The 23239-nt window shown below is 71.4% G+C and carries 16 protein-coding genes and 3 pseudogenes; 9 read left to right on the top strand and 10 right to left on the bottom strand.

The features are described from left to right. Positions 1-91 precede the first annotated feature (91 nt). On the bottom strand, positions 92-487 hold the full coding sequence (locus CLM62_RS18030) for a cell division protein SepF (protein WP_095750893.1): 396 nt from the start codon (positions 485-487) through the stop codon (positions 92-94). 250 nt (positions 488-737) lie between these two features. On the opposite strand from CLM62_RS18030, the gene CLM62_RS18025 reads away from it, so the two are divergent. Together CLM62_RS18025 and CLM62_RS18020 are read left to right on the top strand one after the other, a co-directional pair. Continuing rightward, a complete protein-coding gene (locus CLM62_RS18025; protein WP_095750892.1) occupies positions 738-4769 on the top strand; it encodes a bifunctional nitrate reductase/sulfite reductase flavoprotein subunit alpha in 4032 nt (1343 codons plus the stop codon). 147 nt (positions 4770-4916) lie between these two features. Continuing rightward, a complete protein-coding gene (locus CLM62_RS18020; RefSeq protein ID WP_095750891.1) occupies positions 4917-6602 on the top strand; it encodes a hypothetical protein in 1686 nt (561 codons plus the stop codon). On the opposite strand, the gene CLM62_RS18015 is transcribed toward CLM62_RS18020, so the two are convergent. Beyond that, on the bottom strand, positions 6580-7098 hold the full coding sequence (locus CLM62_RS18015) for a YceI family protein (protein ID WP_095750890.1): 519 nt from the start codon (positions 7096-7098) through the stop codon (positions 6580-6582). The genes CLM62_RS18020 and CLM62_RS18015 overlap by 23 nt on opposite strands. A 119-nt stretch (positions 7099-7217) precedes the next feature. Between CLM62_RS18015 and CLM62_RS18010 the strand changes: the two genes are divergently transcribed. Together CLM62_RS18010 and CLM62_RS18005 are read left to right on the top strand one after the other, a co-directional pair. After that, positions 7218-7718, top strand: a complete 501-nt coding sequence (locus tag CLM62_RS18010; RefSeq protein ID WP_095750889.1) for a MarR family winged helix-turn-helix transcriptional regulator — start codon at positions 7218-7220, stop codon at positions 7716-7718. 97 nt (positions 7719-7815) lie between these two features. After that, complete coding sequence (locus CLM62_RS18005; RefSeq protein WP_095750888.1) at positions 7816-10971, top strand: FAD-binding and (Fe-S)-binding domain-containing protein; 3156 nt, start codon at positions 7816-7818, stop codon at positions 10969-10971. Position 10972: 1 nt separating this feature from the next. Here the strand turns inward: CLM62_RS18005 and CLM62_RS18000 are convergent, their stop codons facing one another. Continuing rightward, the gene (locus CLM62_RS18000) at positions 10973-11614 is read right to left on the bottom strand and encodes a sigma-70 family RNA polymerase sigma factor (RefSeq protein ID WP_257003901.1); all 642 of its coding nucleotides are present in this window, start codon (positions 11612-11614) and stop codon (positions 10973-10975) included. A gap of 145 nt (positions 11615-11759) precedes the next feature. Then, entirely contained in the window at positions 11760-12437 is a 678-nt protein-coding gene (locus CLM62_RS17995; RefSeq protein ID WP_095750886.1) for a hypothetical protein, read from the bottom strand. Between the two features lie 134 nt (positions 12438-12571). On the opposite strand from CLM62_RS17995, the pseudogene CLM62_RS51570 reads away from it, so the two are divergent. Then, positions 12572-12667: pseudogene (locus tag CLM62_RS51570) on the top strand (transcriptional regulator); the annotation flags it as partial. A gap of 114 nt (positions 12668-12781) precedes the next feature. After that, positions 12782-13432, top strand: coding sequence for a TetR/AcrR family transcriptional regulator (locus CLM62_RS17990; protein ID WP_095750885.1), 651 nt, complete (start codon positions 12782-12784; stop codon positions 13430-13432). A gap of 49 nt (positions 13433-13481) precedes the next feature. Here the strand turns inward: CLM62_RS17990 and CLM62_RS17985 are convergent, their stop codons facing one another. Beyond that, positions 13482-15116: an MFS transporter gene (locus CLM62_RS17985; RefSeq protein WP_095750884.1), complete on the bottom strand. Its 1635-nt coding sequence runs from the start codon at positions 15114-15116 to the stop codon at positions 13482-13484. Positions 15117-15160: 44 nt separating this feature from the next. Between CLM62_RS17985 and CLM62_RS52690 the strand changes: the two are divergent. Continuing rightward, positions 15161-15439, top strand: a pseudogene (locus CLM62_RS52690) (hypothetical protein); the annotation flags it as partial. 409 nt (positions 15440-15848) lie between these two features. Here the strand turns inward: CLM62_RS52690 and CLM62_RS17975 are convergent. Continuing rightward, positions 15849-16715: pseudogene (locus tag CLM62_RS17975) on the bottom strand (alpha-L-rhamnosidase C-terminal domain-containing protein); the annotation flags it as partial. Between the two features lie 9 nt (positions 16716-16724). On the opposite strand from CLM62_RS17975, the gene CLM62_RS17970 reads away from it, so the two are divergent. Continuing rightward, positions 16725-17276, top strand: a complete 552-nt coding sequence (locus tag CLM62_RS17970) for a substrate-binding domain-containing protein (RefSeq protein WP_257003900.1) — start codon at positions 16725-16727, stop codon at positions 17274-17276. A 128-nt stretch (positions 17277-17404) separates the two neighbouring features. On the opposite strand, the gene CLM62_RS17965 is transcribed toward CLM62_RS17970, so the two are convergent. Genes CLM62_RS17965 through CLM62_RS17950 form a run of 4 tightly spaced genes read right to left on the bottom strand, consistent with a single transcriptional unit; the run spans position 17405 to position 21468 of the window. Then, on the bottom strand, positions 17405-18019 hold the full coding sequence (locus tag CLM62_RS17965) for an ATP/GTP-binding protein (protein ID WP_095750883.1): 615 nt from the start codon (positions 18017-18019) through the stop codon (positions 17405-17407). After that, positions 17967-18407 (bottom strand): DUF742 domain-containing protein, encoded by a 441-nt coding sequence (locus tag CLM62_RS17960; protein WP_095750910.1) that lies wholly within the window; start codon positions 18405-18407, stop codon positions 17967-17969. Before CLM62_RS17960 ends, CLM62_RS17965 begins: the two co-directional genes overlap by 53 nt. Before the next feature lie 48 nt (positions 18408-18455). Continuing rightward, positions 18456-18932 carry a roadblock/LC7 domain-containing protein gene (locus tag CLM62_RS17955; RefSeq protein WP_095750882.1) on the bottom strand — a complete coding sequence of 159 codons (477 nt, stop codon included), beginning with the start codon at positions 18930-18932 and terminating at the stop codon, positions 18456-18458. Continuing rightward, a complete protein-coding gene (locus tag CLM62_RS17950; RefSeq protein ID WP_373559152.1) occupies positions 18913-21468 on the bottom strand; it encodes an ATP-binding protein in 2556 nt (851 codons plus the stop codon). Before CLM62_RS17950 ends, CLM62_RS17955 begins: the two co-directional genes overlap by 20 nt. Before the next feature lie 588 nt (positions 21469-22056). On the opposite strand from CLM62_RS17950, the gene CLM62_RS17945 reads away from it, so the two are divergent. After that, positions 22057-23217, top strand: a complete 1161-nt coding sequence (locus CLM62_RS17945) for a substrate-binding domain-containing protein (protein WP_095750881.1) — start codon at positions 22057-22059, stop codon at positions 23215-23217. Positions 23218-23239 lie beyond the last annotated feature (22 nt).

The following is a 23239-nucleotide window of genomic DNA, read 5'->3' as shown; positions in this document are numbered from 1 at the left end:
CCGCCTCGCGACCGGCCCCGCCCGGCACGCCCGGCACGCCCGGCACGCCCGGCACGCCCGGCACGCCCGGCACGCCCGGCACGCTGACGGCTCACGCTCCGGGAACCCCCGCTCCCTCCATCAGCCCGGTCACCTCGGTTCCGGCCGGGGTGAGAAGGAACACATTGCGCTCGACGCGGTGCATCCCGCTCGCCAGGCCGAAGACGACGCCCGTGCTGAAGTCCAGGATCCGCTTGGCGACCTCGGTCTCCGCGCTGGTCAGGTCGAGCAGCACGGGGACGCCCGCCATCAGCGTCTCGGCGACCTCGCGGGCGTCCGCGAACACCTGGACGCGCAGGACGACGAAGCGGCGCCGGGCCTCGGTCTCGGCCTCCGGTATGGACCGGTGGTCGACTGCGGACGGCCAGGCGTCCCGGCCCCGCAGCGGCACGACCTGGGCGAGCCCCTCCCACTGTTCGTCGGTGACATCGTGGCTGTTCACCGGCACGCTCCGTCCTTGGCTCGCACTGCTGTCTGCATCGGGCAATTCTTACGCAAGGTCACCTGTTCGGCCTATCAGCGACACGCTCCGCGATCGCGACGCACCTCACATCGCCCCTGCATCGCCGTGACAGCCACCCAATACGCCCAGCGCACAGGCCCTCACACCCGTCACGCGACGGCTGTGCAGCGGGCGTAACCCCTGATGATCAAGCCGTGTCACACAGGCGTAACGGGCAATTCGTACCGTCGACGGCATGACGACGACCCCACAGACGCGGCAGGTGCGCACGGTCTGCTCGTACTGCGGTGTGGGCTGCGGCATGGTGCTCGACGTCGGGATGGGGCCGGACGGACGGCGTACGGTCCTGAAGGCGTCCGGCGACAAGGCGCACCCGGCGAACGCCGGCCGGCTGTGCACCAAGGGAGCGACCACGGCCGAGATGCTCGCCGCGCCCGGTCGGCTGTCCGGCGCGCTCGTGCGGGACGACCGGGGCGAGGAGCCCGTGCCCGCGCCCGTGGCCGACGCGATCGCCGAGACCGCGCGGCGGCTGCGCACGATCATCGACGAGCACGGGCCGGACGCGGTCGCCTTCTATGTCTCCGGGCAGATGAGCCTGGAGGCGCAGTACCTGGCGAACAAGCTGGCCAAGGGGTTCGTACGGACCAACCAGATCGAGTCGAACTCGCGGCTGTGCATGGCGAGCGCGGGCGCCGGATACAAGTCGTCGCTGGGCGCCGACGGACCGCCGGGGTCGTACGAGGACTTCGACCGGGCGGACCTCTTCCTCGTCATCGGGTCGAACATGGCCGACTGCCATCCGATCCTGTACCTGCGGATGATGGAGCGGGTCAAGGCGGGCGCGAAGCTGATCGTCGTCGACCCGCGGCGCACGGCCACGGCCGCGAAGGCCGACCTTTTTCTGCAGGTCAAGCCCGGTACCGACCTCGCCTTCCTCAACGGTCTGCTGCATCTGCTGGTCGAGAACGGGCACACAGACCCCGCCTTCATCGCCGCACACACCGAGGGCTGGGAGGCGATGGCCGAGTTCCTGGCCGACTATGCGCCGGACGCCGTCGCGGAGATCACCGGGCTCGCCGAGGACGACATCCGGGAGGCGGCGCGGCTGATCGGCGAGGCCGGTGAGTGGATGAGCTGCTGGACCATGGGGCTCAACCAGTCGACGCACGGCACCTGGAACACCAACGCCCTGGTCAACCTGCATCTCGCCACCGGCGCCATCTGCCGTCCGGGCAGCGGGCCCTTCTCCCTCACCGGCCAGCCGAACGCCATGGGCGGCCGTGAGATGGGCTACATGGGACCGGGGCTGCCCGGCCAGCGGTCGGTGCTCGTCGACGAGGAGCGGGCGTTCGCCGAGGACGTGTGGGAGCTGCCGCCCGGCACCCTGCGGAAGGACGGCGTCGGCAAGGGCACCGTCGAGATGTTCCAGAAGATGGCCGACGGGGAGATCAAGGCCTGCTGGATCATCTGCACCAACCCGGTCGCCTCGGTCGCGGGCCGCCGTACCGTCATCGAGGGCCTGGAGGCCGCCGAGTTCGTCGTCACGCAGGACGTCTTCGGCGAGACCGAGACCAACGCGTACGCCGACGTGGTCCTGCCCGGCGCGATGTGGACCGAGGCGGAGGGTGTCTTCGTCAACAGCGAGCGCACTCTCACGCTGACCCGTCCCGTGTCCGACCCGCCCGGGGAGGCGATGGCGGACTGGCGGATCATCGCGGCCGTGGCGCGGGAGATGGGGTACGAGAAGGGGTTCTCCTACGACAGTGCCGAGCAGGTCTTCGAGGAGATCCGGCGCTTCTTCAACCCCGTCACGGAGTGGGATCTGCGCGGGGTGACGTACGAGCGGCTGCGCTCGACGCCCGTGCAGTGGCCGGCCGAGTCGGAGGACGGACCGGACCGCAATCCGATCCGGTACGTGGGGGGCGGTGAGCTCCGGTTCCCCACAGCGAGCGGGCGGGCCGTCTTCCACGCGCGGCCGCACATGCCGGCCGCGGAGATGCCGGACGACGACTATCCCTTCGTACTGAACACCGGGCGGGTGCAGCACCAGTGGCACACGCTGACGAAGACGGGGAAGGTCGCCAAGCTCAACAAGCTGAACTCCGGGCCGTTCGTGGAGGTGCATCCCGAGGACGCGCGGGAGTTGGGGATCGCCGACGGCGACCGGGTGGAGGTCGCCTCACGGCGGGGGCGGGCGGTGCTGCCGGCGGTGGTCACGGACCGGGTGCGGCCGGGGGCCTGTTTCGCGCCGTTCCACTGGAACGACCTCTTCGGCGAGTACCTGAGCGTCAACGCGGTGACGAGCGACGCGGTGGATCCGGTGTCGTTCCAGCCGGAGTTCAAGGTGTGTGCGGTGTCGCTGACGAGGATCGCGGAGCCTGCCTCCGTACCTGCGGAAGTTATCGTCCCGACCGCCGTCACGCCGGGATCGAACCCCTTCGGGCTGGACCCCGCCCCGCCGCCGGTTCTGACGGCTCAGGAGCGCCTCTACCTGACCGGCTTCCTCGCGGGCATCGACTCCGGGGCCCCCGGTGTCCCCGTGCTTCCGCCGGACGCGCCCTTCAGCCCCGAGCACGCGATGTGGGTGAACGGCGTTCTCGCCGGGATGTACTCGCGGACGGCACAACCGGCCACGGACCGGGGACAGCACGGCCGTGAGGTCGTCATCCTGTGGGCCTCGCAGACCGGGAACGCCGAGGAGTTCGCCGGTGCCGTCGCCGACCGGCTGTCCGTGGGCGGGCACCGGGCGAGGCTGGTCGGCATGGACGACACCGACCCGGGCACGCTGCCCACCGGCGCCGATCTGCTGCTGATCACCAGCACCTTCGGCGACGGTGACGCGCCGGACAACGGCTCCGGCTTCTGGGAGGCGCTCGCCGGGCAGCAGGCCCCGCGCCTGGAAGGGGTCCGCTACGCCGTGCTGGCCTTCGGCGACTCCTCGTACGACGACTTCTGCGGGCACGGGCGCCGGCTCGACGCGCGGCTGGACGAGCTGGGTGCGGTGCGGCTCGCGCCGCGCACGGACTGCGAGCCCGACTACGAGACCGACGCCGGGGCCTGGCTGGACCAGGTGCTCACGGCGCTGGGCACCAAGACGGAGGCCGGCCCGGGCACTACGACGCAGGCCGCCCCGAAACCCGCCCGGTCCGCCAAGCCCGCCCCCACGACCGCCCGCCTCGTCGGCAACCGGCTGCTCAGCAAGCCCGGCGCGGGCAAGGAGGTCAGGCGTTTCACCTTCGACACGAGCGGCTCCGCCCTGACGTACGAGGCGGGGGACGCGCTCGGAGTGCGGCCGGTCAACTCGCCCGCGCTGGTGGAGGAGTGGCTCGCGGTGACCGGGGCCGACGGATCGACCACCGTGTCCGTGGAGGGGGTCGGCGAGGTCCCGTTCGCCGAGGCCCTGCACCAGCTTCTGGACATCACGCGGATCACCCCGGACCTGCTCCGCTTCGTCGCCGAACGCGTCCGCGACGACCGCGAGTTGCGCAGGCTGCTGCGTCCCGACAACAAGGACGGGCTCGCGAAGTGGAGTTGGGGGCGGCAGGCGGTGGACGTGCTCGCGGAGCATCCGGTGCGGGCCGGTGCGCAGGACTGGGCGGACGTTCTCAAGAAGCTCCAGCCGCGCCTGTACTCCATATCCTCCAGCCCGCTCGTCGACCCGCACGTCGTCTCGCTGACGGTGTCCGTGGTGCGCTACGAGAACCTGTACGGCAGGCCGCGGGGCGGGGTCTGCTCGCCCTTCCTCGCCGACGCCGAGCCGGACCGGGAGGTGCCGGTGTTCGTGCAGCGCTCCCCGCACTTCCGGCCGCCCGCCGACCCCTCGACGCCGATGGTGATGGTCGGTCCCGGCACGGGCGTCGCGCCGTTCGTCGGCTTCCTCCAGGAGCGGCTCGCACTCGGTCACCGGGCGCCCAACTGGCTGTTCTTCGGCGAACAGCACCGGGCCACCGACTTCTACTACGAGGACGAGCTGACCGGGCTGCTCGGCGCGGGCGCCCTGACCCGCCTCGACACGGCGTTCTCCCGCGACCAGCGCAACAAGGTGTACGTGCAGGACCGGATGCTGGAGCACGGCCCCGAGCTGTGGCGCTGGCTCCAGGACGGCGCCCACTTCTACGTCTGCGGCGACGCCTCCCGCATGGCCAAGGACGTGGACCGGGCCCTGCGGGACATCGCGGTCGCGCACGGCGGTCTTCAGGAGGCCGAGGCGTCGGCGTGGGTGAAGCAGCTGGCGGCGGCGAAGCGTTACGTACGGGACGTGTACTGACATCTGCCGCACCTCGGCGCAAACGATGTCTTCTTACCGCCCTCACACCGGAATCTTCACCTCCGTCGGCGGCCCGCTCACCGGGCACGATTAGCGTCCAGTGCCGTGCTCCTGACAGATACCCAGCTGTCGGCACCGGGCCGGCGGATGCGGCCGGCGGTGTCCGTCGCCCCGGAACCTCCCGCGCAGTGGCATCGCGTGCTGACCCTGCTGGCCGACATCAGTCTCTTCATCGGGACGCGGTCGGTGTGGGCGCAGGCGGCGAGCCATCGGCTCGTCGTGGCCGCGGTGATCTCCGTGTGCTACGCCTCGATCCTGGTGTGCGGGGTGCTGGCCCTGGTCGTACGCCGGGAGCGCTCGCTGGCGCGCGTGGACCTGTGCGTGCTGGTGACCGCGGTGACCCTCGTCCTGTGCACGTGGGTCATGAACCACAACGGCTCCGACGAGGCGGACCTCACCGCCCAGGCCGCCCGGGAGCTGGTCGCCGGGCATCCCGTCTACGGGCAGCCGTGGCCCTGGCTCTTCGGTCACACCGTCGCCCTCACCCCGACGGTGACCGGCGGCTACGACTACACCTACGGCTATCCCCCGCTGGCCCCGCTGCTGACCGCGCCCCTGCTGTGGCTGGGGCACGGCGGTGTTCCGACGACGGCGCTGAGCACGGCTGCGCTGATCGTCGGCGCGGTGGTGCTGTGGCGGCTGCTGCCCGGGCCGTGGCGGCCGGCGGCGACGATGGTGTGCCTCGGCTTCGGGATGCTGGCCTCGTACGGCCGGCTCGGCTACCCGGCGATCCTGGCCCTGGCCCTGCTGGTGCCGGTGGTGGTGCGCTGGCCCCGGATCGGGCGGGGCGGGCGGCTCGGTCCGGCCGGGGTGGCGCAGGCCGCCTGTCTGGGCGCGGCGTGCGCGGCGCAGCAACTGCCCTGGTTCCTGGCGCCGTTCCTGCTGGCCGGGATCTACGCGGTGCGGCGCGGGGAGTTGGGGGCACGGGCGGCGGGGCTGGTGGTGCTGCGGGTCGTCGGGGTCGCCGCCACCGTCTGGCTGCTGATCAACACGTACTTCATCGTGAGCGAGCCGGGTGCCTGGCTCGACGGCATCGCGCTGCCGCTGACGCAGGGCGCGGTGCTGCACGGGCAGGGCCTGGTGGACGTCTCGCTGTACCTCACGAACGGCAGCGACCGGCTCGTCTGGTACTCGTACGCGAGCCTGCTGCTGCTCGGCGGGCTGCTGGCGGTGTTCGTGCTGTTCGTACGGCGGCTGGGGCCGGCGGCGACGGTCCTGCCGTGGCTCGCCTTCTATCTGGCGACCCGTTCGCAGGACGGCTACTACCTGATGATGACCCCGCTGTGGCTGGCGGCGGCGGTCACCGCGCCCCTGCCGGAGTTCGCGGGCGCGTGGCAGCCGCGCCCGCGTCCCCTGTCCGGGCCGCACCGGCGTCCGGCGCGGATCGCGGCGGCCGTCCTGCTGCTCTCCCCCGCCGTGGCGAGCGCCTCGCTGGCGGCGACGGGGACGCCGCCGCTGCACATGGCGGTCGCCTCAGTGGGGCGGGCGGCGCCGACCGCCGTCTCCCGGCTGACCCTCCGGGTCACCAATACCGGCGACAGCGCTCTCACGCCCCACTTCACGCTGACGAGAGGCCAGGGCATGGACCCGTACTGGTCAGTCGTACGGGGCCCGGCCACCCTGCCCGCGCATGCCACGGCGACGTACGAACTGCGGCCGCCCACCGGGACGTTCACGCTTCCGCGCCGAGGGGTGCGGGTCCGGCTGCGCGCCTTCACGCCCTCGCCGCAGACGCTGTCGAGCACCTACATCAGGCTGCTGCCGTCCGCGTGAAGCGGAGCGCGGCGGTGACCGTGGTCAGGCCGCGGATCATGCCGAGCTGGTTCCAGCCCATGCCGAACTGTTCGCGGTCCACGCTGAATTCGGCGTCCAGGGTGAGCGCGTCGGCACTCGTGTCACGCAGGCCCGCGGTGAAGGACAGGGGGCGGCTGATGCCCCGCACGGTCAGCTGACCGATGACGTGCACCGCGTCGCTCCCGCGGAGTTCGGCGCTGCGGACCGCGAACGTGATCTCGGGGTGGTTGTCGGCGTCGAAGAAGTCGGCGCCCCGCAGGTGCGTGTCGCGCTTGGCGTTCTTGGTGTCCAGGGAGGCGGCGTCCAGGGTGAGGGTGCCGACGGCCGAACCGTCGGGCCGCACCTCGCCCTGTCCGGCGAAGGTGGCGAAGGTGCCCTTCACCGTGACCAGGTTCCACATCGTCTTGTGCCGCAGGGCGACGGTGGATGCGGTGCGGTCGAGCTGCCAGGTCCCGGTTTCCACGGCGACGGTCATGATCTGCCCCTGTTCCCAGTGATGTGAATGGTTCAAATTTGGAGAACCTCACCGTAGCCTGTTATCCAAATCTGAACAACCCACTCGTTCAAAATTGGACGACAGGTACACTCGACACCATGGCCGACCCCGACGAGCACCCCACCGACCTGCCCGAATGCCCCTCCGTGCAGGGCGAGGGACTGCTGCCCGCCGAGTTGCGGGCCTGGATGGTGATGCTGGCCGCGACGGGGGCCGTGGAGCGGCGGCTGCACGCGGTCGTCAAGGAACGGCTCGACGTCTCGCACGACGAGTTCCTGGTCCTGTGCCTGCTGGCCGAGCAGCCCGGGGGCGTCAGAATGACGCGGATCGCGGAGCTCCTGAGCCGTCCCAAGACCCGGCTCACCTACCAGATCGCCTGCCTCCAGCACGCCGGACTCGTCACCCGCCGGTCGGTCTGCGGGGACAAGCGGGGCGTCGAGGTCGACCTCACCGACAAGGCCCGGCGCCTGCTGGAGGAGGCTTCCGGGCAGTTGGCCGAGACGGTCGCCCGGGAGCTCACCCGGTTCATGGGCCCCGCCCAGTGCGAGGCCATGCGTGCGCTGATGCCGGACGTCGCGGAGGAGCAGCCCGCCGAATAGGAGCCCGTGTTGCCGGCACCGCCGTGGGGTACCCGGTCGCCCCGCGCCTCGCGCACGGCCGCCCCAGCCGCCGCGCCGACGACCGAAGGAGGGCTCCATGGGCGTGCTGGACCTGCCCGATCCCGTCGCCGGGCGACCGGCCGCACCGCCGGTCGACGTAGGAGCACTGGAGTCCGCGCTGGGTGAACGGGTCGACGGCGAGGTCCGCTTCGACGCCGGGAGCCGGGCCGCGCACTCCACGGACGCCTCCGACTTCCGGCAGACCCCGATCGGCGTGGTCGTCCCCCGTACGCCCGAGGCCGCCGCGGCGGCGGTGGCCGTGGCCCGTGAGCACGGCGTGCCCGTGCTCTCCCGGGGCGGCGGGACGAGCCTGGCCGGGCAGTGCACCAACACCGCCGTCGTCATCGACTGGTCGAAGTACTGCGACCGCCTGGAGTCCGTGGACACCGACGCCCGCACCTGTGTCGTGCAGCCCGGCATCGTGCTGGACGAGCTGAACCGGCGGCTCGCGCCGACCGGGCTGCGCTACGGCCCGGAGCCCGCCACCCACGCCAACTGCACCATCGGCGGCATGATCGGCAACAACTCCTGCGGGGCCACCGCGCAGGCGCACGGCAAGGTCGTCGACAACATCGCCCGCCTGGAGGTGCTCCTCTACGACGGCACCCGCTTCTGGTGCGGCCGGACGAGCGACGAGGAGTACGCCGAGATCGAGCGGCACGGCGATCTGCGCGCCACCGTGTACCGGCGGCTGCGCACCCTGCGCGACACCTACGCCGGCGAGATCCGCCGCCGCTTCCCGGACATCCCGCGCCGGGTGTCCGGCTACAACCTCGACTCGCTGCTGCCGGAACACGGCTTCGACGTCGCCGGGCTGCTGGTCGGCAGTGAGTCCACGCTGGTCACCGTCCTGCGGGCGGAGCTGGAGCTGGTGCCCGTGGTCGAGGAACGCACCCTGGTGGTGCTGGGGTTCGCGGACGTCGAGACGGCCGCGGACGCGGTGCCGGCGGTGCTGCCGTACGAGCCGATCGCCCTGGAGGGCGTCGACTCCAAGCTGATCCGCGACGAGCAGCTGAAGAACCTCAACCCCAAGGCGATCGCCGAACTCCCCGAAGGAAGCGCCTTCTTGATGGTGCAGTTCGGCGCGGACACCATCGAGCAGGCGGAGGACCAGGCACACAGGATGCTGGACGCCCTCCACGAGTCCGAGCACGACCCCGAGGTCGCCTTCCTCGACGACCCGGTGCACGAGGAGGAGTTGTGGCAGGTCCGCGAGGCGGGCCTCGGCGCCACCGCGCACGTCCCGCACCGACCCGACACCTTCGAGGGCTGGGAGGACTCCGCGGTCCCGCCCGACCGGCTCGGCGACTATCTGCGCCGGCTGCGCGGCCTGTACGAGGAGTTCGGCTACCTCAGCGACACCGGACCCAGCCTCTACGGCCACTTCGGGCAGGGCTGCGTGCACACCCGGATCCCCTTCGACCTGTACTCCGCCGACGGGGTGACCGCCTACCGTCGGTTCATGGAGCGGGCGGCCGACCTGGTCGCCGAGTTCGGCGGCTCGTTCTCCGGTGAGCACGGCGACGGGCAGAGCAGGGGTGAGCTGCTGCCGCGGATGTTCGGGGAGCGACTCGTGGAGGCCTTCGGGCGGTTGAAGGCCGTGTTCGACCCGCTGGACCGGATGAACCCCGGGAAGGTCGTGGCGCCGTACCGGCTGGACGAGAACCTTCGCCTCGGCGGTGACTGGGCGCCGTACGACCCCCGCCATCTCCATTTCCGCTTCCCGGACGACGGCGGGTCCTTCGCGCAGGCCGCCAACCGGTGTGTCGGCGTGGGGAAGTGCCGGCAGCACACCAACAAGGGCGGCGCGGTGATGTGCCCCTCGTACCAGGTGACCATGGAGGAGGAGCACTCCACGCGCGGGCGGGCCCGGCTGCTGTTCGAGATGCTCGACGGGCACGGCGACAGCGCCGTCCGGGACGGCTGGCGGTCGGAGGCGGTGCGCGACGCGCTCGACCTGTGCCTGGCCTGCAAGGGGTGCAAGAAGGACTGTCCGGCCGACGTGGACATGGCCACGTACAAGGCGGAGTTCCTGTCCCATCACTACGAGGGCCGGGTCTGGCGGCGTCCCCGCGCCCACGTCTCCATGGGCTGGCTGCCCGCCCTCGCCCAGGCCGTCGGCCGCACGCGGCTCGGCCCGCTCGTCAACGCGCTCACCCACACCCCGCCACTGTCGAGGGCGGCCGTGGCGGTGGCGGGCGTCGAGGACCGGGAGGTGCCGCTGTTCGCCGGGCAGACGCTGCAGCAGTGGTTCGCCAGGCATGAGCCGTACGGCGACGGGGCGCGGGGGACTGTCCTGTTGTGGCCGGACACCTTCACCAACCACTTCCATCCGCACGTCGGGCAGGCGGCCGTACGGCTGTTGGAGCACGCGGGGTGGCGGGTGGTCCTGCCCGACGAGCCGCTGTGCTGCGGGCTTACCTGGATCTCCACCGGGCAACTGGCCGTCGCCGAGCGCGTGTTGACTCGTACCGTGCGCCATCTCGCCGACCACGTACGGCAAGGTGGCCTGGTGGTCGGCCTTGAGCCCAGCTGTACGGCCGTGTTCCGGTCGGACGCGGGCGAGTTGTTCCCCGGCGACCGTGACGTGCGCAGGCTGCGTGACCAGACGGTGACCCTGGCCGAGCTGCTCACGGAGCACTCCCCCGGCTACGAGCCCCCGCATGTGCCGGACCGTTCCGCGCGGGCGGTGGCCCAGGTGCATTGCCACCAGCACGCGGTGCTGGACTGGACGGCCGACAAGCGGCTGCTGCACCGCGCCGGCGTCGACGTGGAGCGGCTGGAGTCCGGCTGCTGCGGGCTCGCCGGGAACTTCGGCTTCGAGCGCGGGCACCTGGACGTCAGCGAGGCGTGCGCGGAGCGGGTGCTGCTGCCGCGACTGCGGGAGGAGGCGCCGGAGACGGTGGTGCTGGCGGACGGCTTCAGCTGCCGTACGCAGATCCATGAGTTCGACAGCGGAGGACACGAGGCGGTGCACCTCGCGGAGTTGCTGGCCTGCGCGCTGCCCGACAGCGCCCGTTCCGACACAGCCCGCTCCGGCGCGCTGGGCAGTGCGTACGGTGTCGCGCCCGGCGTCCGGCCGGCGCCTCCGGGGCGCCCGGCCAAGGCTCTCGCCCTGGCCGGGACGGGCCTGGCCGGCCTGGCCACGGCGGGTACGGCGGCCAGGCTGGTCCGGAACGGGCTGACGCGTTGACTCAGGCCGCCAGCACGGCCGGCTTCTCTGCCGCGGCCAGCAGGTCGACGAGTGTCTCCCGCGCCCGGGCCACCCGCGAGCGGACCGTCCCGATGGGGCAGTCGCTCAGCTCGGCGGCCTCCGCGTAGGGCAGGCCCAGCAGTTGGGTGAGGACGAAGGCCTCCCGGCGCTCGTCGGGCAGCGTGGCCAGCAGGTCGAGCAGTGCGACGCCGTCGTCGAAACCGGGCAGGCCCTGGGGCTGGGCGCGCTCGACCGCCAGCTGCCAGTCCGGCACGTCGCACGGGCGGGGCCGGGTGGCGGCACGGCGGTAGCCGTCGATCACCGAACGGCGGGCGATGGCCAGCAGCCAGGCCCGCGCCGAGGAACGTCCCTCGAACCGGTGCAGGCTGCCGAGTGCCCGCAGGAACGTGTCCTGTGCCAGGTCGTCCACGGCCTGGGGGTCGGCGCACAGGTGGGCGACGTACCGCAGGACGTCACGGTGCAGTGCGCGCACGAAATGCTCGACGGCGACCGCGTCACCGGCGCGGGCGGCGAGCGCCCAGGCGGTGGCCGACGCGTCTATGGAGTCCCTTGATTCCTTTGAGTCCCTTGATCCCCGTTTGTCCTGGCTGTGGGCAGGTGCGGGCAGGGTAGGAGTGATCACCTGGTGTCCTTCTCGGGTCATCGGTGGCCCCGGGTGGGGGGTGGGAGTCGGCCGTACGACGCCTGCGCGGGCGTACGACGCCTCTCACGGGCGTACGGCCGAAGCCCGAGGCGCCGTACGGGCTGCCTCGGGTTACCAGCTGTCTTCAGACGACAGCCGTCCCCAGGGGTGGACCCCGATGGGTGATCGCGTGGACGAGAAGGCGCAGGCGCGGCGCCCGATCCGAGTGGCGGCGACGCACGCGCAGGCGCGGGGGATGCGGCGGGGCGGGCAGCGCGAGCAGCAGCCGCAGGGGCGCCGCCAGCCATCCGCCGACGGCCCGCAGGATGCGGAACGCGGCCCGTTCGCCGTACGCCAGCCACAGGCCGCACAGCAGCGCGGCCAGCAGGTGGGCGGCGAGCATGCCGGACGAGGTCGTGCCGCCGCCCGTGGAGTGAGCCATGTCCCCCATGGGATCCATATGGCTCGTGCCCACATGGGCTGTAGGCGCCATATCCATGGAGTCCGTGCCGTCCGTGCCGTCCGTGCCGCCCATGTGCGTCGAGCCCATGGGCGCGGACCACACGGTCGCCGACTGGGCGACCGAGAACGCCGAGTGGAGAAGGGTCTGGGTGCCGACCACGACGGCCACGATCAGCGGCAGCCCGCGCTCACGACCGGTCAGGCACCAGCCCGCGGCGCCGGTCACGGCCAGGCCGGCGGACAGCACCCACGCGGGTACGTGGCTGCCGGACATCATGACGTGACCCAGGGCGGCGAGCAGCACACAGACGGCCGCGAACACCGCGGCCCGTACCGTGCGCGAACACCGCCCAGCTGTCATGGCGCCTCATCCTCGCATCGACGCGCGGTTCGTCACGCCTGGGTACGGAAATCCCCCCTGCCCCGGACTCATCCCCGCACATATGATCCACGCCACGTCACTGTGGGCGGCCGGTCGTCGCCAAGCCGCCCAACCTCCAGCAGTGCCTGACGGACACCGACGGCGAACCCGGCGAGAACCGCGAGGAGATGCGCGCCCGTCTGGAGAAGCTGTTCCTCTCGTTGGCCTGAGCCTGAACATGTCAGCGCCCGGGCGCGTGTGTGCTCCCGTGGCAAAATGGATCTGCTGTTCGCCCAGTTCCGCCGTTGTCCGTACTGAGCCATCTGATCCATCGAGGTTTCTCCGTGACCAAGCCCGTGGGCCGCGAACCGGTGCGACGCAATGCGCGGTCCAACCGGGCGCGCATCCTGAGCACGGCCCGCCAGGAACTCGGGCGCAATCCGGACGTCACGCTGGAGGAGATCGCGCGGGCCGCCGGTGTCGTACGGCGCACTCTCTTCGGTCACTTCCCCGGACGCGCGGCCCTGCTGGAGGCCCTGACCGAGGAGGCGTCCGAGGTGCTGCGGGAGGCGGTGGTACGCGGGACGCGGCCCGAGGAGCCGGCGGACCGGGCGCTGGCATACTTCACGTTCTCCATGTGGCCGGTGGGCGACCGGTACCGGATGCTGCTCGGGATGGCCCGGCGCGACCTCGGCGCGGAACGGGTGGCGGAGGTCCTGTCCCCGGCCCGGGACGCGGTCACGGCCGTTCTGGAGCGGGGCCAGCGCGACGGCGTCTTCCACACCCACCTGCCCGCACCCGTGCTCAGCGCCGGCCTGGAGGCGATGACGGTCGCCCTGCTGGAAGAGGTCAACACCGGGGCACTGCGGGACGACGGCACCCGCACCGCCATCGCCATGCTCGTCGCGGCCGGAGTACCGGAGAAGCGGGCGAGCGCGGTGGTCGACGACGTGGCCTCCGGCGCGGTCATGGACACCGCACCGGACCTCGACTGACGAGGGCCTGCCCGGCACCATCCGCCGGACAGGCCCTGGGACAGGGGCTCTACAGGGTCTCGGAATACTCCTCCGCGGCCGCCTCCGGCTCCTGCGACCGGCCCTTCGTCTCGGGCTCCTCCGGTCGGCCCTTCGTGGCTGCGCGGCGGCCGGGCAGCACAGCCAGGACGATCATCGTGCCGGCGGCCATGATGATCCCGCCGACCAGGCTGGTCTGCGCGACACCGTGGGCGAAGGCCTCGTGGACGGCGTCCACGACGGCCTGGGCCTGCTGCGGCCCGGCCGAGGGAGTCCTGGCGATCTGCTCCGCGACCGCCAAGCCGCCGCCGACCGAGTCCTGGGCGGTCTCCAGCGCGGCCGCCGGCAGCCGGCCGCCCACCAGGTCGGCCAGCTCGTCCCGGTAGGCCGTGCCGAGGAGTGAGCCGAGGACCGCGATGCCGAGGGAGCCGCCGAGTTCCAGCGCGGTGTCGTTGGCGCCGCCGCCGACGCCCAGTTCGGACTCGGGGAAGGAGTCCATGATGGTGTCGGTGGCCGGGGACACGGACAGGCCGATCGCGAAGCCCAGCAGCAGCATCGGCGTGAGGAAGTCGCCGTACGTCGAGGCCTTGTCGACCTGGGTGAGCAGGAAGACGCCCACCGTGCCGATCGCCATGCCGGCCGTCACCATGAACTTCACGCCCAGCTTCGGGGTGAGCCGGCCGGTCACCACAGCGCCAGCGGACACGGCCCCGGCCAGCGGCAGCAGTCGTACGCCGGTCTCCAGCGCGTCGTAGCCGAGGACGAACTGCAGGAACTGGGTGGAGTAGTAGATCGCGCCGAAGGTGCCGAAGAAGAAGAACAGCACCGCGATCATGGAGCCGCTGAACGGCCGCAGCCTGAACTTGCGCACGTCCAGCATGGGGTGCGGGTGGCGCAGTTCCCAGGCCACGAAGGCCGGCAGGCCCACGCCCGCGACCACGGCCGCGGTGACCGGGCCAGCGCCCCAGCCGAAGTGCGGGCCCTCGATGGTGGCGTACACCAGGGAGCCGACGGAGACGATGGACAGCAGGCCGCCGACGTAGTCGATCCGTCCCATGCCCTCCGCCTTGGACGGCGGCACGAGGACCAGCGCGCCGAAGACGGCGACGACCGCGATGGGGACGTTGATCAGGAAGGTGGAGCCCCAGGCGTGGTCCTCCAGCAGCCAGCCGGCGACCAGGGGGCCGACGGCGATGGCCAGGCCGGAGGTGGCGGACCAGGCCGTGATGGCCTTGGCGCGCTCGGCCCGGGGGAAGATCGCGACCAGCAGGGACAGCGTGGCCGGCATGACGACGGCGGCGCCGACGCCCATGATCGCGCGGGCCGTGATGACCAGTCCGGTCTCCTCGACCAGGCTGCCCATGACCGAACCGCCCGCGAAGATCACCAGGCCGGTGATGAGGGCGCCTCGGCGGCTGTACTTGTCGCCGATCGAGCCCAGTACGAGCATCAGCGCGGCATACGGGACGGTGTAGCCGTCGATGACCCACTGCAGGTCGCTGCTGCTCAGGCCCAGGTCCGTGGTCATGTCCGGGGCGGCCACGATCAGCGATGTGTTCGCCATGACCACGATCAGCAAGCTCAGGCAGAGCACCAGCAGGGCCCACCAGCGCCGGGCGTACAGGCCGGTCATCTTGTCGACGGGGGTGGTGGCAAGGCAGGGCATCGGGGCTCCTAAGGGGCACATGGACGAGTTAATTGCCCATCGATGTGCAGACTAGTTCGCTGCCCGTCGATGTGCAAATATCTCGTCGGGCCAGGCGGGCCAGGCGGACCAGGCGGGCCGCAACTGCCCCCTTCGCCCGCCCCTTCTCCACCAGCTCTTTCGCCCGACGCGCCGAGGTACCCGATGTGACCAGCCGACCGATCCCGCCCTCACCACTCCCGCCCCGCCGCCGCAAGGCGCGCACCACACGCACCCGCATCCTGGAAGCGGCCCGGCGGGAACTGGGCCGCAGCCCCGACAGCAGCCTGGCCGACATCGCCGAGGCCGCCGGGGTGGCGCGTCGTACCGTCTACGGGCACTTCGCCGGGCGGGCCGCGCTCGGGGAGGGTCTAGGTGTATTGACCCGCAGGGTTGTTCACGCGGCTGATGGGTGGCTGACCGCCGAGTGCGGTGTGGCAGCGGTGGTGGTTGTAGGTGAGCCATCGAAGCACACCTGCTGGCGCTCCTGGACAGCGTCAACTCCGGCATCTGGGCCGACGACGGGACGGCCGCCGCGACCGCGGCCCTCATCGCCGCGGGCGTCGACAGCGGCGTCGCGGCCTCCAAGGTCCGCCGGGTGCACGGCGGGCCGAGGCGTATGAGCCGTACGGACCTCGGTGGCGCCGACGACTGGGAGTTCTCGCCATCGCCGTTGTGACAGGCCTGACCATGTCGCAGGCCGCCCCGAAACGGTCAGTGGAGCCGGGCGGTCAGGTGGTACCGGCCGGACGGCATCCGGTACGTGGACACCCCGTCCGCGTGGCCGAGGAAACGCACACCGTCCACTCGTGCCAGCGGGGTGCGTCCCTCACGGACGGCGTCGGCGGAGACGGCCGGTAGGCGCAGCGTCGCCTCACTGTTCGCGGGCACGACCGCGTCGTACATGAGGGTCCTGCCTCCGTCGTCGACCGCCCACTCGCTCCTGATCTCGCCGTACGGCGACTCGAATGAGGCCGCCACCTGTGTGATGCCGCCGGTGGGGTCGATGTGGGGTCGCAGGACGAAGCGCTTGAAACCGGGGCTGTCCGGGTCGCGGGCGATGCCGGCCATGTACGCGTACATCCACTCCATGATCGCGCCGTAGGCATAGTGGTTGAAGGAGTTCATGCTGACCGGGCCGAACCCGTCGTCCTCGGAGTAGGAGTTCCAGCGTTCCCAGACGGTGGTGGCACCGTTCTTCACCGAGTACAGCCAGGACGGCAGAGCGTCCTGGTGCAGCAGTTTGTACGCCAGGTCCGCGCGGCCCTCGTCGGTGAGGACGGGGGCGAGGACGTTGACGCCGAGGAAGCCGACCGTGACGCGGCCGCCCTCGGTGCTCAGGTACTTGGTGATGAACGCCTGCTTGATGCGCGCGAAGAGCCGCTCGTACGCCTCCCCGTCCGCCGTCCGGCCGATGGCCCGGGCCATCTGTCCCATCAGCCGGGCGACGTAGCCGTAGTAGACGTCGCTCATGAGCTGGGCGCTGGTCTTCTGCGGTGCCAGCCAGTCGCCGGTGAGGGAGCCCTGTCCGGCGTAGGTGTCGCCGGTCTGCTCCCGGATCCAGTCCAGGTAGCGGGTCATGACACGGTGGTGGACGACGACGTCGAGGGCGCCGCCCTCGTCGTGGGTCACCTCGCCGGTCTCGGGCATCGCCGGATCGCCCACATCGAGCACCACGAAACCGACCCGACGCGCCTCGCGGAGATGCCCAACGCCCGCCGTGCCGACGGATACCGGCAGGCGATGCGGGCGCACGGGCTGGAGGAATGGATCGACGTGGTCTCCACCAGCTACACACAGGAAGGCGGCTACCGGGGCGCACATGAACTCCTTGCTCGCCCACGCCGGCCCACGGCCGTCTTCGCCGGAGCGGACATCGTCGCCATGGGCGTGCTGGAAGCAGTCGCCGAGGCGGGCCTGTCCGTTCCCGGCGACATCTCGGTCGGCGGATACGACAACACCACGTTCGCCGCGTTCGGCCCCATCTCACTGACCAGCGTCGACCAGGCAGGCCACGAGATCGGCAGGAACGCGGCCCGTCTCCTCGTGGAACGGATCACCGACCGTCGCCGACCGTCGGTCCAGGTCAGGCTCTCCCCCACGCTCGTGCCACGCCGGACCACCGCTCGACCGCCGGAGTAGCCGCAGGTCAGGCACGGCGCAGCCGACGGCATCCGCTACGTCGCCCGGTGCCTCGGATCACGCGTGCCCGGCTGCCCCGACCAGGGCGACGGGCGGGCGGCCGCGTCGGCGATCGTCCGGTCGCTCCATCAAGTCGTCGCGGCGGCTTCGGCGCGGGAGAGGGCGACTTCCAGGACGACCAGCAGCGCGTCGCGGACCGAGCCTGTCTTGCGTGCGTCGAAGACGACGAGCGGTACGTGCTCGGCGATGTCCAGTGCCCACCGCACCTCGTCGAGGTCGTGCTCGACCTCCCCGTCGAACGCGTTGACGGCGACCGCGAAGGGGATGTCCTTGTGCTCGAAGTAGTCCACCGCCGCGTAGCAGTCGTCCAGTCGGCGGGTGTCCACGATCACCAGACCGCCCAGGGCGCCGTCCACCAGGTCGTCCCACATGAAGCCGAACCGGTCCTGGCCCGGGGTGCCGAACAGGTACAGCTTCAGTGTCGCGTCGATGGTGATGCAGCCGAAGTCCATGGCGACCGTGGTGGTTGTCTTGCCCGGAGTGTGTGTGAGATCGTCCACCCCTGCCGCGACCTCGGTGATCGCTGCCTCCGTGGTGAGCGGTCGTATCTCGGAGATCGAGCCCACGGTCGTGGTCTTGCCGACCCCGAAGCCGCCGGCGATGACCAGTTTGACCGGTGTCGGAGGCTGTTCAACTGGTGTCACGGAGTGTGCCTCGTGAGTCCGGGACGGCACGGAGACCATCGATAACCCTTCGCAGTACGGAGAGATCCTGGGCGATCCCGGCGTTCGGCCGGTGGACCGTCAGATGCCCTGCGGCACACAGGTCCTCGGCCAGCACGCGGACCACGTTGAGGTGCAGACGCAATCCGGCGGCCAGTTCCGCCACCGACTGCGGCCGCCGGCAGGCCGCGACGATGTCGTGGTGTTCGAAGGTGAGCGCGTGGAGGACGGAGAGCCCGGCCGAGGTCGACACGACCTGGGTCTCGACCGGCATCGGCAGCGCGGCGCCGCCTCCCGACACCCGGCCGGCGGTCAGCAGGAACGGCCGGATCGCGGGAGCGCGGCCGCCCGGCTCCGGCGAGCCCTCGGCGTCCCCTGCTGCCTCGTGTGGTGGTCCACCGACGGCCATCACGATCCCTTCCCGAAGTGCCGGTACCGTGGCTCGGACGCGGAACGGTCAGCCGGCCGGCGACGCGCCGACACTGTTCTTCAGCTCCAGCACCAGCTGGGGGGTGAGCGCGGCCCCGGCCCGGTTGGCGAAGACGGTCATCTCGTAGGCGATGTTGCCCAGCTTCGCCTCCTTGGAGGTCACCACTCCGAGGACAGCGCCGCAGCCGATGGCCGATACCAGTACATGGCCGCCCTCCAGGTCGACGATGACCTTGTTGAGACCGCCGAGACCGTAGTTGCCGGAGGCTCCCGCGGCGAGACTCGTCAGGCCGGACACGATCGCGGCGAGCCGCTCGGAGTCGGCCTGCTCGCGCAGCCGGGAGACGGCGATCAGCAGGCCGTCGGACGACACCGCGATGGCGTCGACCACACCGGCGGTGTCCGCGGCGAACCGGTCGAGCAGCCAGGTGAAATCGGCCGCGGCGGCTCGAAGATCGGCCGGTTCCGGCCGCTCGGAACTGCTGTCAGCTGTCGACGTGGTCACTGCCCGACTCCTTCTGGGATTCCTGGTGGTGCGGTGGTGCCGGCTCCGTCAGGGCGCGGGCACTGTCCCGCTCCGCCCGGCGTACGGCGGCTTCGAACTCGTCGAGTTCCGAGCGGACGGCTTCGGCGTCGGCGGGCGGCCGGACAGCCGACGCCCCCCGGTCGGCCGGTGAGGTGGTCATGGCGAGTGTGGCCCCCCGCACCCGCCTCCGCAGCTGCCGGGGGGCCTGTGCGGTGGGCGGTTCGTCAGTGGCGGTGGGCGGTTCGTCAGAGGCGGTGGGCCGTTCGTCAGAGGCGGTGGTCCGCTCTGCGCCGGTCTCCGCGAGGGTCCGTTCCGCGGTGGCCGGCTCCGCACCGTTGCGGGCCGGCGTGCGGCGAGGGAACTCGCCGTGCGGCGACGAAGCCGCCGGCCGCTGTGGCCAGACACCGGCGACAGATGCCGGTACGAGCGGCGGCGCGGGAGCGGCGCTCTCCTGCCCGGTCCTCGCCGGGAACGCCGTCACGGTTCCGATCGGGCCCGTGTCCGCGGGCTGCGTGGGGTCCACGGGGCTCATGGTCAGCAGGAGCGCGGCGGGGATCCAGACGGTGCCGGTGACCCCGCCGCCCGGCGTACGGGTCAGGGTCACGCGCACACCCCAGCGCCGGGCGAGGCTGCCGACCACGAAGAGACCCAGCACCTTGGTCGGTACGACGTCGAGCCGTTCCCGGCGGACGAGCCGGGCGTTCTCCTCGGCCAGCCGCTCCACGTTCATGCCGAGTCCGTGGTCGATGACCTCGATCAGCGCCCCGCCGTCCTCGGTGACATCGGTGCCGGGGCGGACGACCACTTCGACGGTCGTATGGGAGGGCGAGAACGCGACCGCGTTCTCCAGCAGTTCGGCGAGCATCAGCGTCAGGTCGCCGATGATGTCGGGCGCGACGGTGACCTCCGTCTCGGACCGCAGGGCCACCCGCTGGTAGCCCTCGATCTGGCCGAGCGAAGCCCGGATGACGTTGGCCAGGGCGGTCGGCCGGGCCTCCACGCCGGTCTCCCGGATTCCGGCGAGCAGCATCAGGCTGTCGGCGTTGCGCTGGAGGCGTACGGCGATGTGGTCGATGCGGTAGAGCCGTTCCAGGAGTTCGGGGTCGGTCTCCTCGCGCTCGACGGTGTCGATCAGGGTGAGCTGCCGTGTCGTCAGATTGCTCACTCTGCGGCCGACGTTTCCGAACATCTCGGCGACGTTGCGGCGGCTCTGTACCTGCCGCTCCAGCAGTTGGGCGGCGGTGACCTGCACTTGGTTGAACGCCTGGGCGAGTTCTCCGATCTCGTCGCGGACCGGGACGGGGATCGGCCGCGGCCGCAGGGGGGTGCTGTCGTCGGACTCGTCGTCCGCGACCCGGGCGAGTTCCTCGCCCGCCACGTCGACCACCTGCTGGGCGGCGCCGGTCAGGGCCGCCAAGGGGCGCACGACCGAGCGCCGGACCAGGACACAGAAGGTCAGCCAGGCGACGAAGCCGAGCAGGGCCATGCCGAGCAGGTACAGCGCGTTGCGCAAGGCGTCCGCGGACACGGCGTCGGCCTGGGAGGCGGTCTGCTCGATCAGCGACCGGGTGATGCCGAGGCGGGTTTCGGACTGCAGGGTTCCGTTGGCGATCGTCTTGCGGAGCTGGGCCGGCGTCTGGGCCTGCAGGGCGCCGGGATCGATCTGGAGCTCCGCGAACTGGGGCTCGATGCCGTGCCGCTCGGCACCGCGTTCGATGCCGTTCATGCTCATGACCTGGGCCGGTGTGGCGATCCGCTGGAACCGGTCCGACTGGTGGTCGTAGAGCCTGCGGGCGCCGACCGCGCGGCTGTACTCGGTGAGGGCGTTGGCGTCACGGGTCTGCGCGGAGAACACGGCGCTCTCGAAGGCCGCGTGGGCGGCGTCGGCACGCAGCACCGCGTCGAGGAGTGTCGTGACCGAGGACGACGAGGTGCCGGAGTAGCGGTCAAGACCGATGCCGTCGATCAGGTACTCGACCGCGGAAGCGTAGGCAGGGTCGATGTTGGCGGCGGGGACGTAGCCCCGTTCGAGTCTCTCGCGCAGGACACCGAGGCCACGGATGTAGTCGAGCGCCTGCGCCTCCTTGTACGGCAGGCCCGCGGCGAACGCCGAACGCACGGCGGCGACCTGCGCGTCGGTGTTCCGCTGCGCCTGGCGGTAGTCGGCGGTCGGCGGCAGGGGGGCTCCGGGGCGGGCCGCGTCGTACTGCACGGACAGCAGGAGCGCATGCCGGTGTTCGGCCTGTACGTCGTTGATGAGCTTCGCGACCTGTTCACTGTCGCGCACCAGGTCCGCGATCCGGTCCGCGGCCCGGGCCTGCTGCGTCTGGCCGTAGGCGCCGATGCCGAGCAGTACGCCGACGGCCGCGATGGGCGCGATCACCAGGACGTTGAGTTTGCGCCGGAACGGCCACCGGTCGAGGACGGTCGCCGCCTTCCGGCGGGCCCACGGGGTCCGACGGGCATGCCTGGGCCGGTCGGGTGCGAGCGGCGGGTTCCCTGTGTTCGCGGACACCCGGGGCCTCCTTGGACGTGGTGCTGAGCGGTGGCGGAGGTGTCGTCGTTAACGGACCGCCGATCGGCCCGCACTGGGCGTGACACTTTCGCCGCCTTCATCGCTGATAGGAGCGAAAGGATCGCGCCACGTGTCCGGAACCGCTGCGTGAGAGTACCGTGTTTACCGTGACATGACAGAGCTTGTGCCATCAAAAATCGATGACGAAATTTTTGCGAAGCATCTGCCGAATGCGGTGCTTCGTCCGAGGAGGCACTCGTCGCACCGCACACTGCCGACCGATGTACGGTGCCTGGCGGGAAAGTTGAGGCGAACCGACCGGGTGAGCGCCACCCGCGCCACCGGGAGCGCTGTTGCCACCCCAAGCCACCCGAGCCACCGCTCGGCATCGTCGCCCGCCGGTCTCGCGGCCTCCCCTCCCGACACGGGTTCAGGGCCTGTGTCGGAAGTGGCGCCTGCCGGGCGGACGACGCCACTTCCGACACAGGCCCTAGCCGTCCCGACGGGGCCACGCGCAGGACCCGTCGCCGCACCGTGAGCTCTTCCTCCCCGCCAGCCCTCCCCCTCTTGCCCTGTGTTGGAGACCCCGTGCACCCCACCCGCAAGGCGGCCGTGACGGCCACCGCCCTCCTGACCGCCGCCGCCATCACCGTCGTCACCGGCTGCGAGAGCGGTTCCGCCACCGGCGAATCCGTCGCCGCGTCCCCCGACGGCTCGTCCAGACCCGGCTGCCCCACCGCCCTCGCCGAGGCCAAGCGGGCCGTCAAGGCGGCCGAGGACGTCAACGCCCCCTGGGCCGGACCGACCAGCGGACCGCGAGCCGTTCCGGACAGGACCATCGTCTACATCGCCCAGACCCTGACCAACCCCGGTGTCGCGGGCGTCGCCAAGGGCGTTCAGGAAGCCGCCGACGTCATCGGCTGGCGCGTGCGCACCATCAACGGCCAGGGCACGCCCGCCGGAATCAAGGCCGCCTTCGACGAGGCCCTCGCCCTCGGGCCCGATGGCATCGTCATCGGCGGCTTCGACCCCGCCTCCGTCACCGAACAGGTCGACCAGGCGGACGCCGCCGGGATCCCGCTGATCGGCTGGCACGCGGTCGCCGCTCCCGGCCCCAGCGAGAGCCCGAAGCTGTTCAGCAACATCACCACAAGGGTCGAGGAGGTCGCGAAGATCAGCGCCGACTGGATCATCGCCCGGTCCAACGGCCGCGCCGGCGTCGTCCTGTTCACCGACGCCTCGATCCCCTTCGCCAAGCGCAAGTCCGACCTGATCAAGACGGAACTCGCCACCTGCTCCGACGTCAAGCTGCTGAGTTACGAGAACATCCCCATACCACAGGCGAACATCCGCACCGTCGAGAAGGTCTCCTCCCTGGCCTCCCGCTTCGGCGACAGGTGGACCCACTCCGCTGCCATCAACGACCTGTACTTCGACCACGCGGGCCCCGCCCTGCGCGCCGCCGGCAGGGAGGGGGCCGGCGCCCCGTTCAACATCGGGGCCGGTGACGGCGACCCGTCGGCCTTCCAGCGCATCAACAGCAAGGAGTTCCAGGCCGCCACCGTTCCCGAGCCGCTGTCCGAACAGGGCTGGCAGATCATCGACGAGTTCAACCGCGCCTTCGCCGGCAAGCCGGCCAGCGGATACGTCGCACCCGTCCACATCACCACCGTGGCCAACAGCGGCGGCGCCCTGTCCTGGGACTCCGAGGGCTACCGCGAGGCTTACCGCAAGATCTGGGCCAAGTAGACAGAAGCTGGAGCAAGCGAAG

Origin of the sequence: Streptomyces sp. SA15 (genome assembly GCF_002291145.1) — a bacterium.
Lineage (GTDB): Bacteria > Actinomycetota > Actinomycetes > Streptomycetales > Streptomycetaceae > Streptomyces.
Note: the sequence above shows the minus strand (reverse complement) of the source record. Positions and strands in the feature narration are given on the sequence as shown.

Bases quoted from the DNA above. Each gene is read 5' to 3' on its own strand.
- CLM62_RS18005 (WP_095750888.1), top strand. From the start codon at position 7,816: ATGGGCGTGCTGGACCTGCCCGATCCCGTCGCCGGGCGACCGGCCGCA.
- CLM62_RS17965 (WP_095750883.1), bottom strand. From the start codon at position 18,019: ATGGTCTCCGTGCCGTCCCGGACTCACGAGGCACACTCCGTGACACCA.
- CLM62_RS18010 (WP_095750889.1), top strand. From the start codon at position 7,218: ATGGCCGACCCCGACGAGCACCCCACCGACCTGCCCGAATGCCCCTCC.
- CLM62_RS18020 (WP_095750891.1), top strand. From the start codon at position 4,917: ATGCGGCCGGCGGTGTCCGTCGCCCCGGAACCTCCCGCGCAGTGGCAT.
- CLM62_RS18015 (WP_095750890.1), bottom strand. From the start codon at position 7,098: ATGACCGTCGCCGTGGAAACCGGGACCTGGCAGCTCGACCGCACCGCA.
- CLM62_RS18025 (WP_095750892.1), top strand. From the start codon at position 738: ATGACGACGACCCCACAGACGCGGCAGGTGCGCACGGTCTGCTCGTAC.
- CLM62_RS17995 (WP_095750886.1), bottom strand. From the start codon at position 12,437: ATGACAGCTGGGCGGTGTTCGCGCACGGTACGGGCCGCGGTGTTCGCG.
- CLM62_RS17960 (WP_095750910.1), bottom strand. From the start codon at position 18,407: ATGGCCGTCGGTGGACCACCACACGAGGCAGCAGGGGACGCCGAGGGC.
- CLM62_RS17985 (WP_095750884.1), bottom strand. From the start codon at position 15,116: ATGCCCTGCCTTGCCACCACCCCCGTCGACAAGATGACCGGCCTGTAC.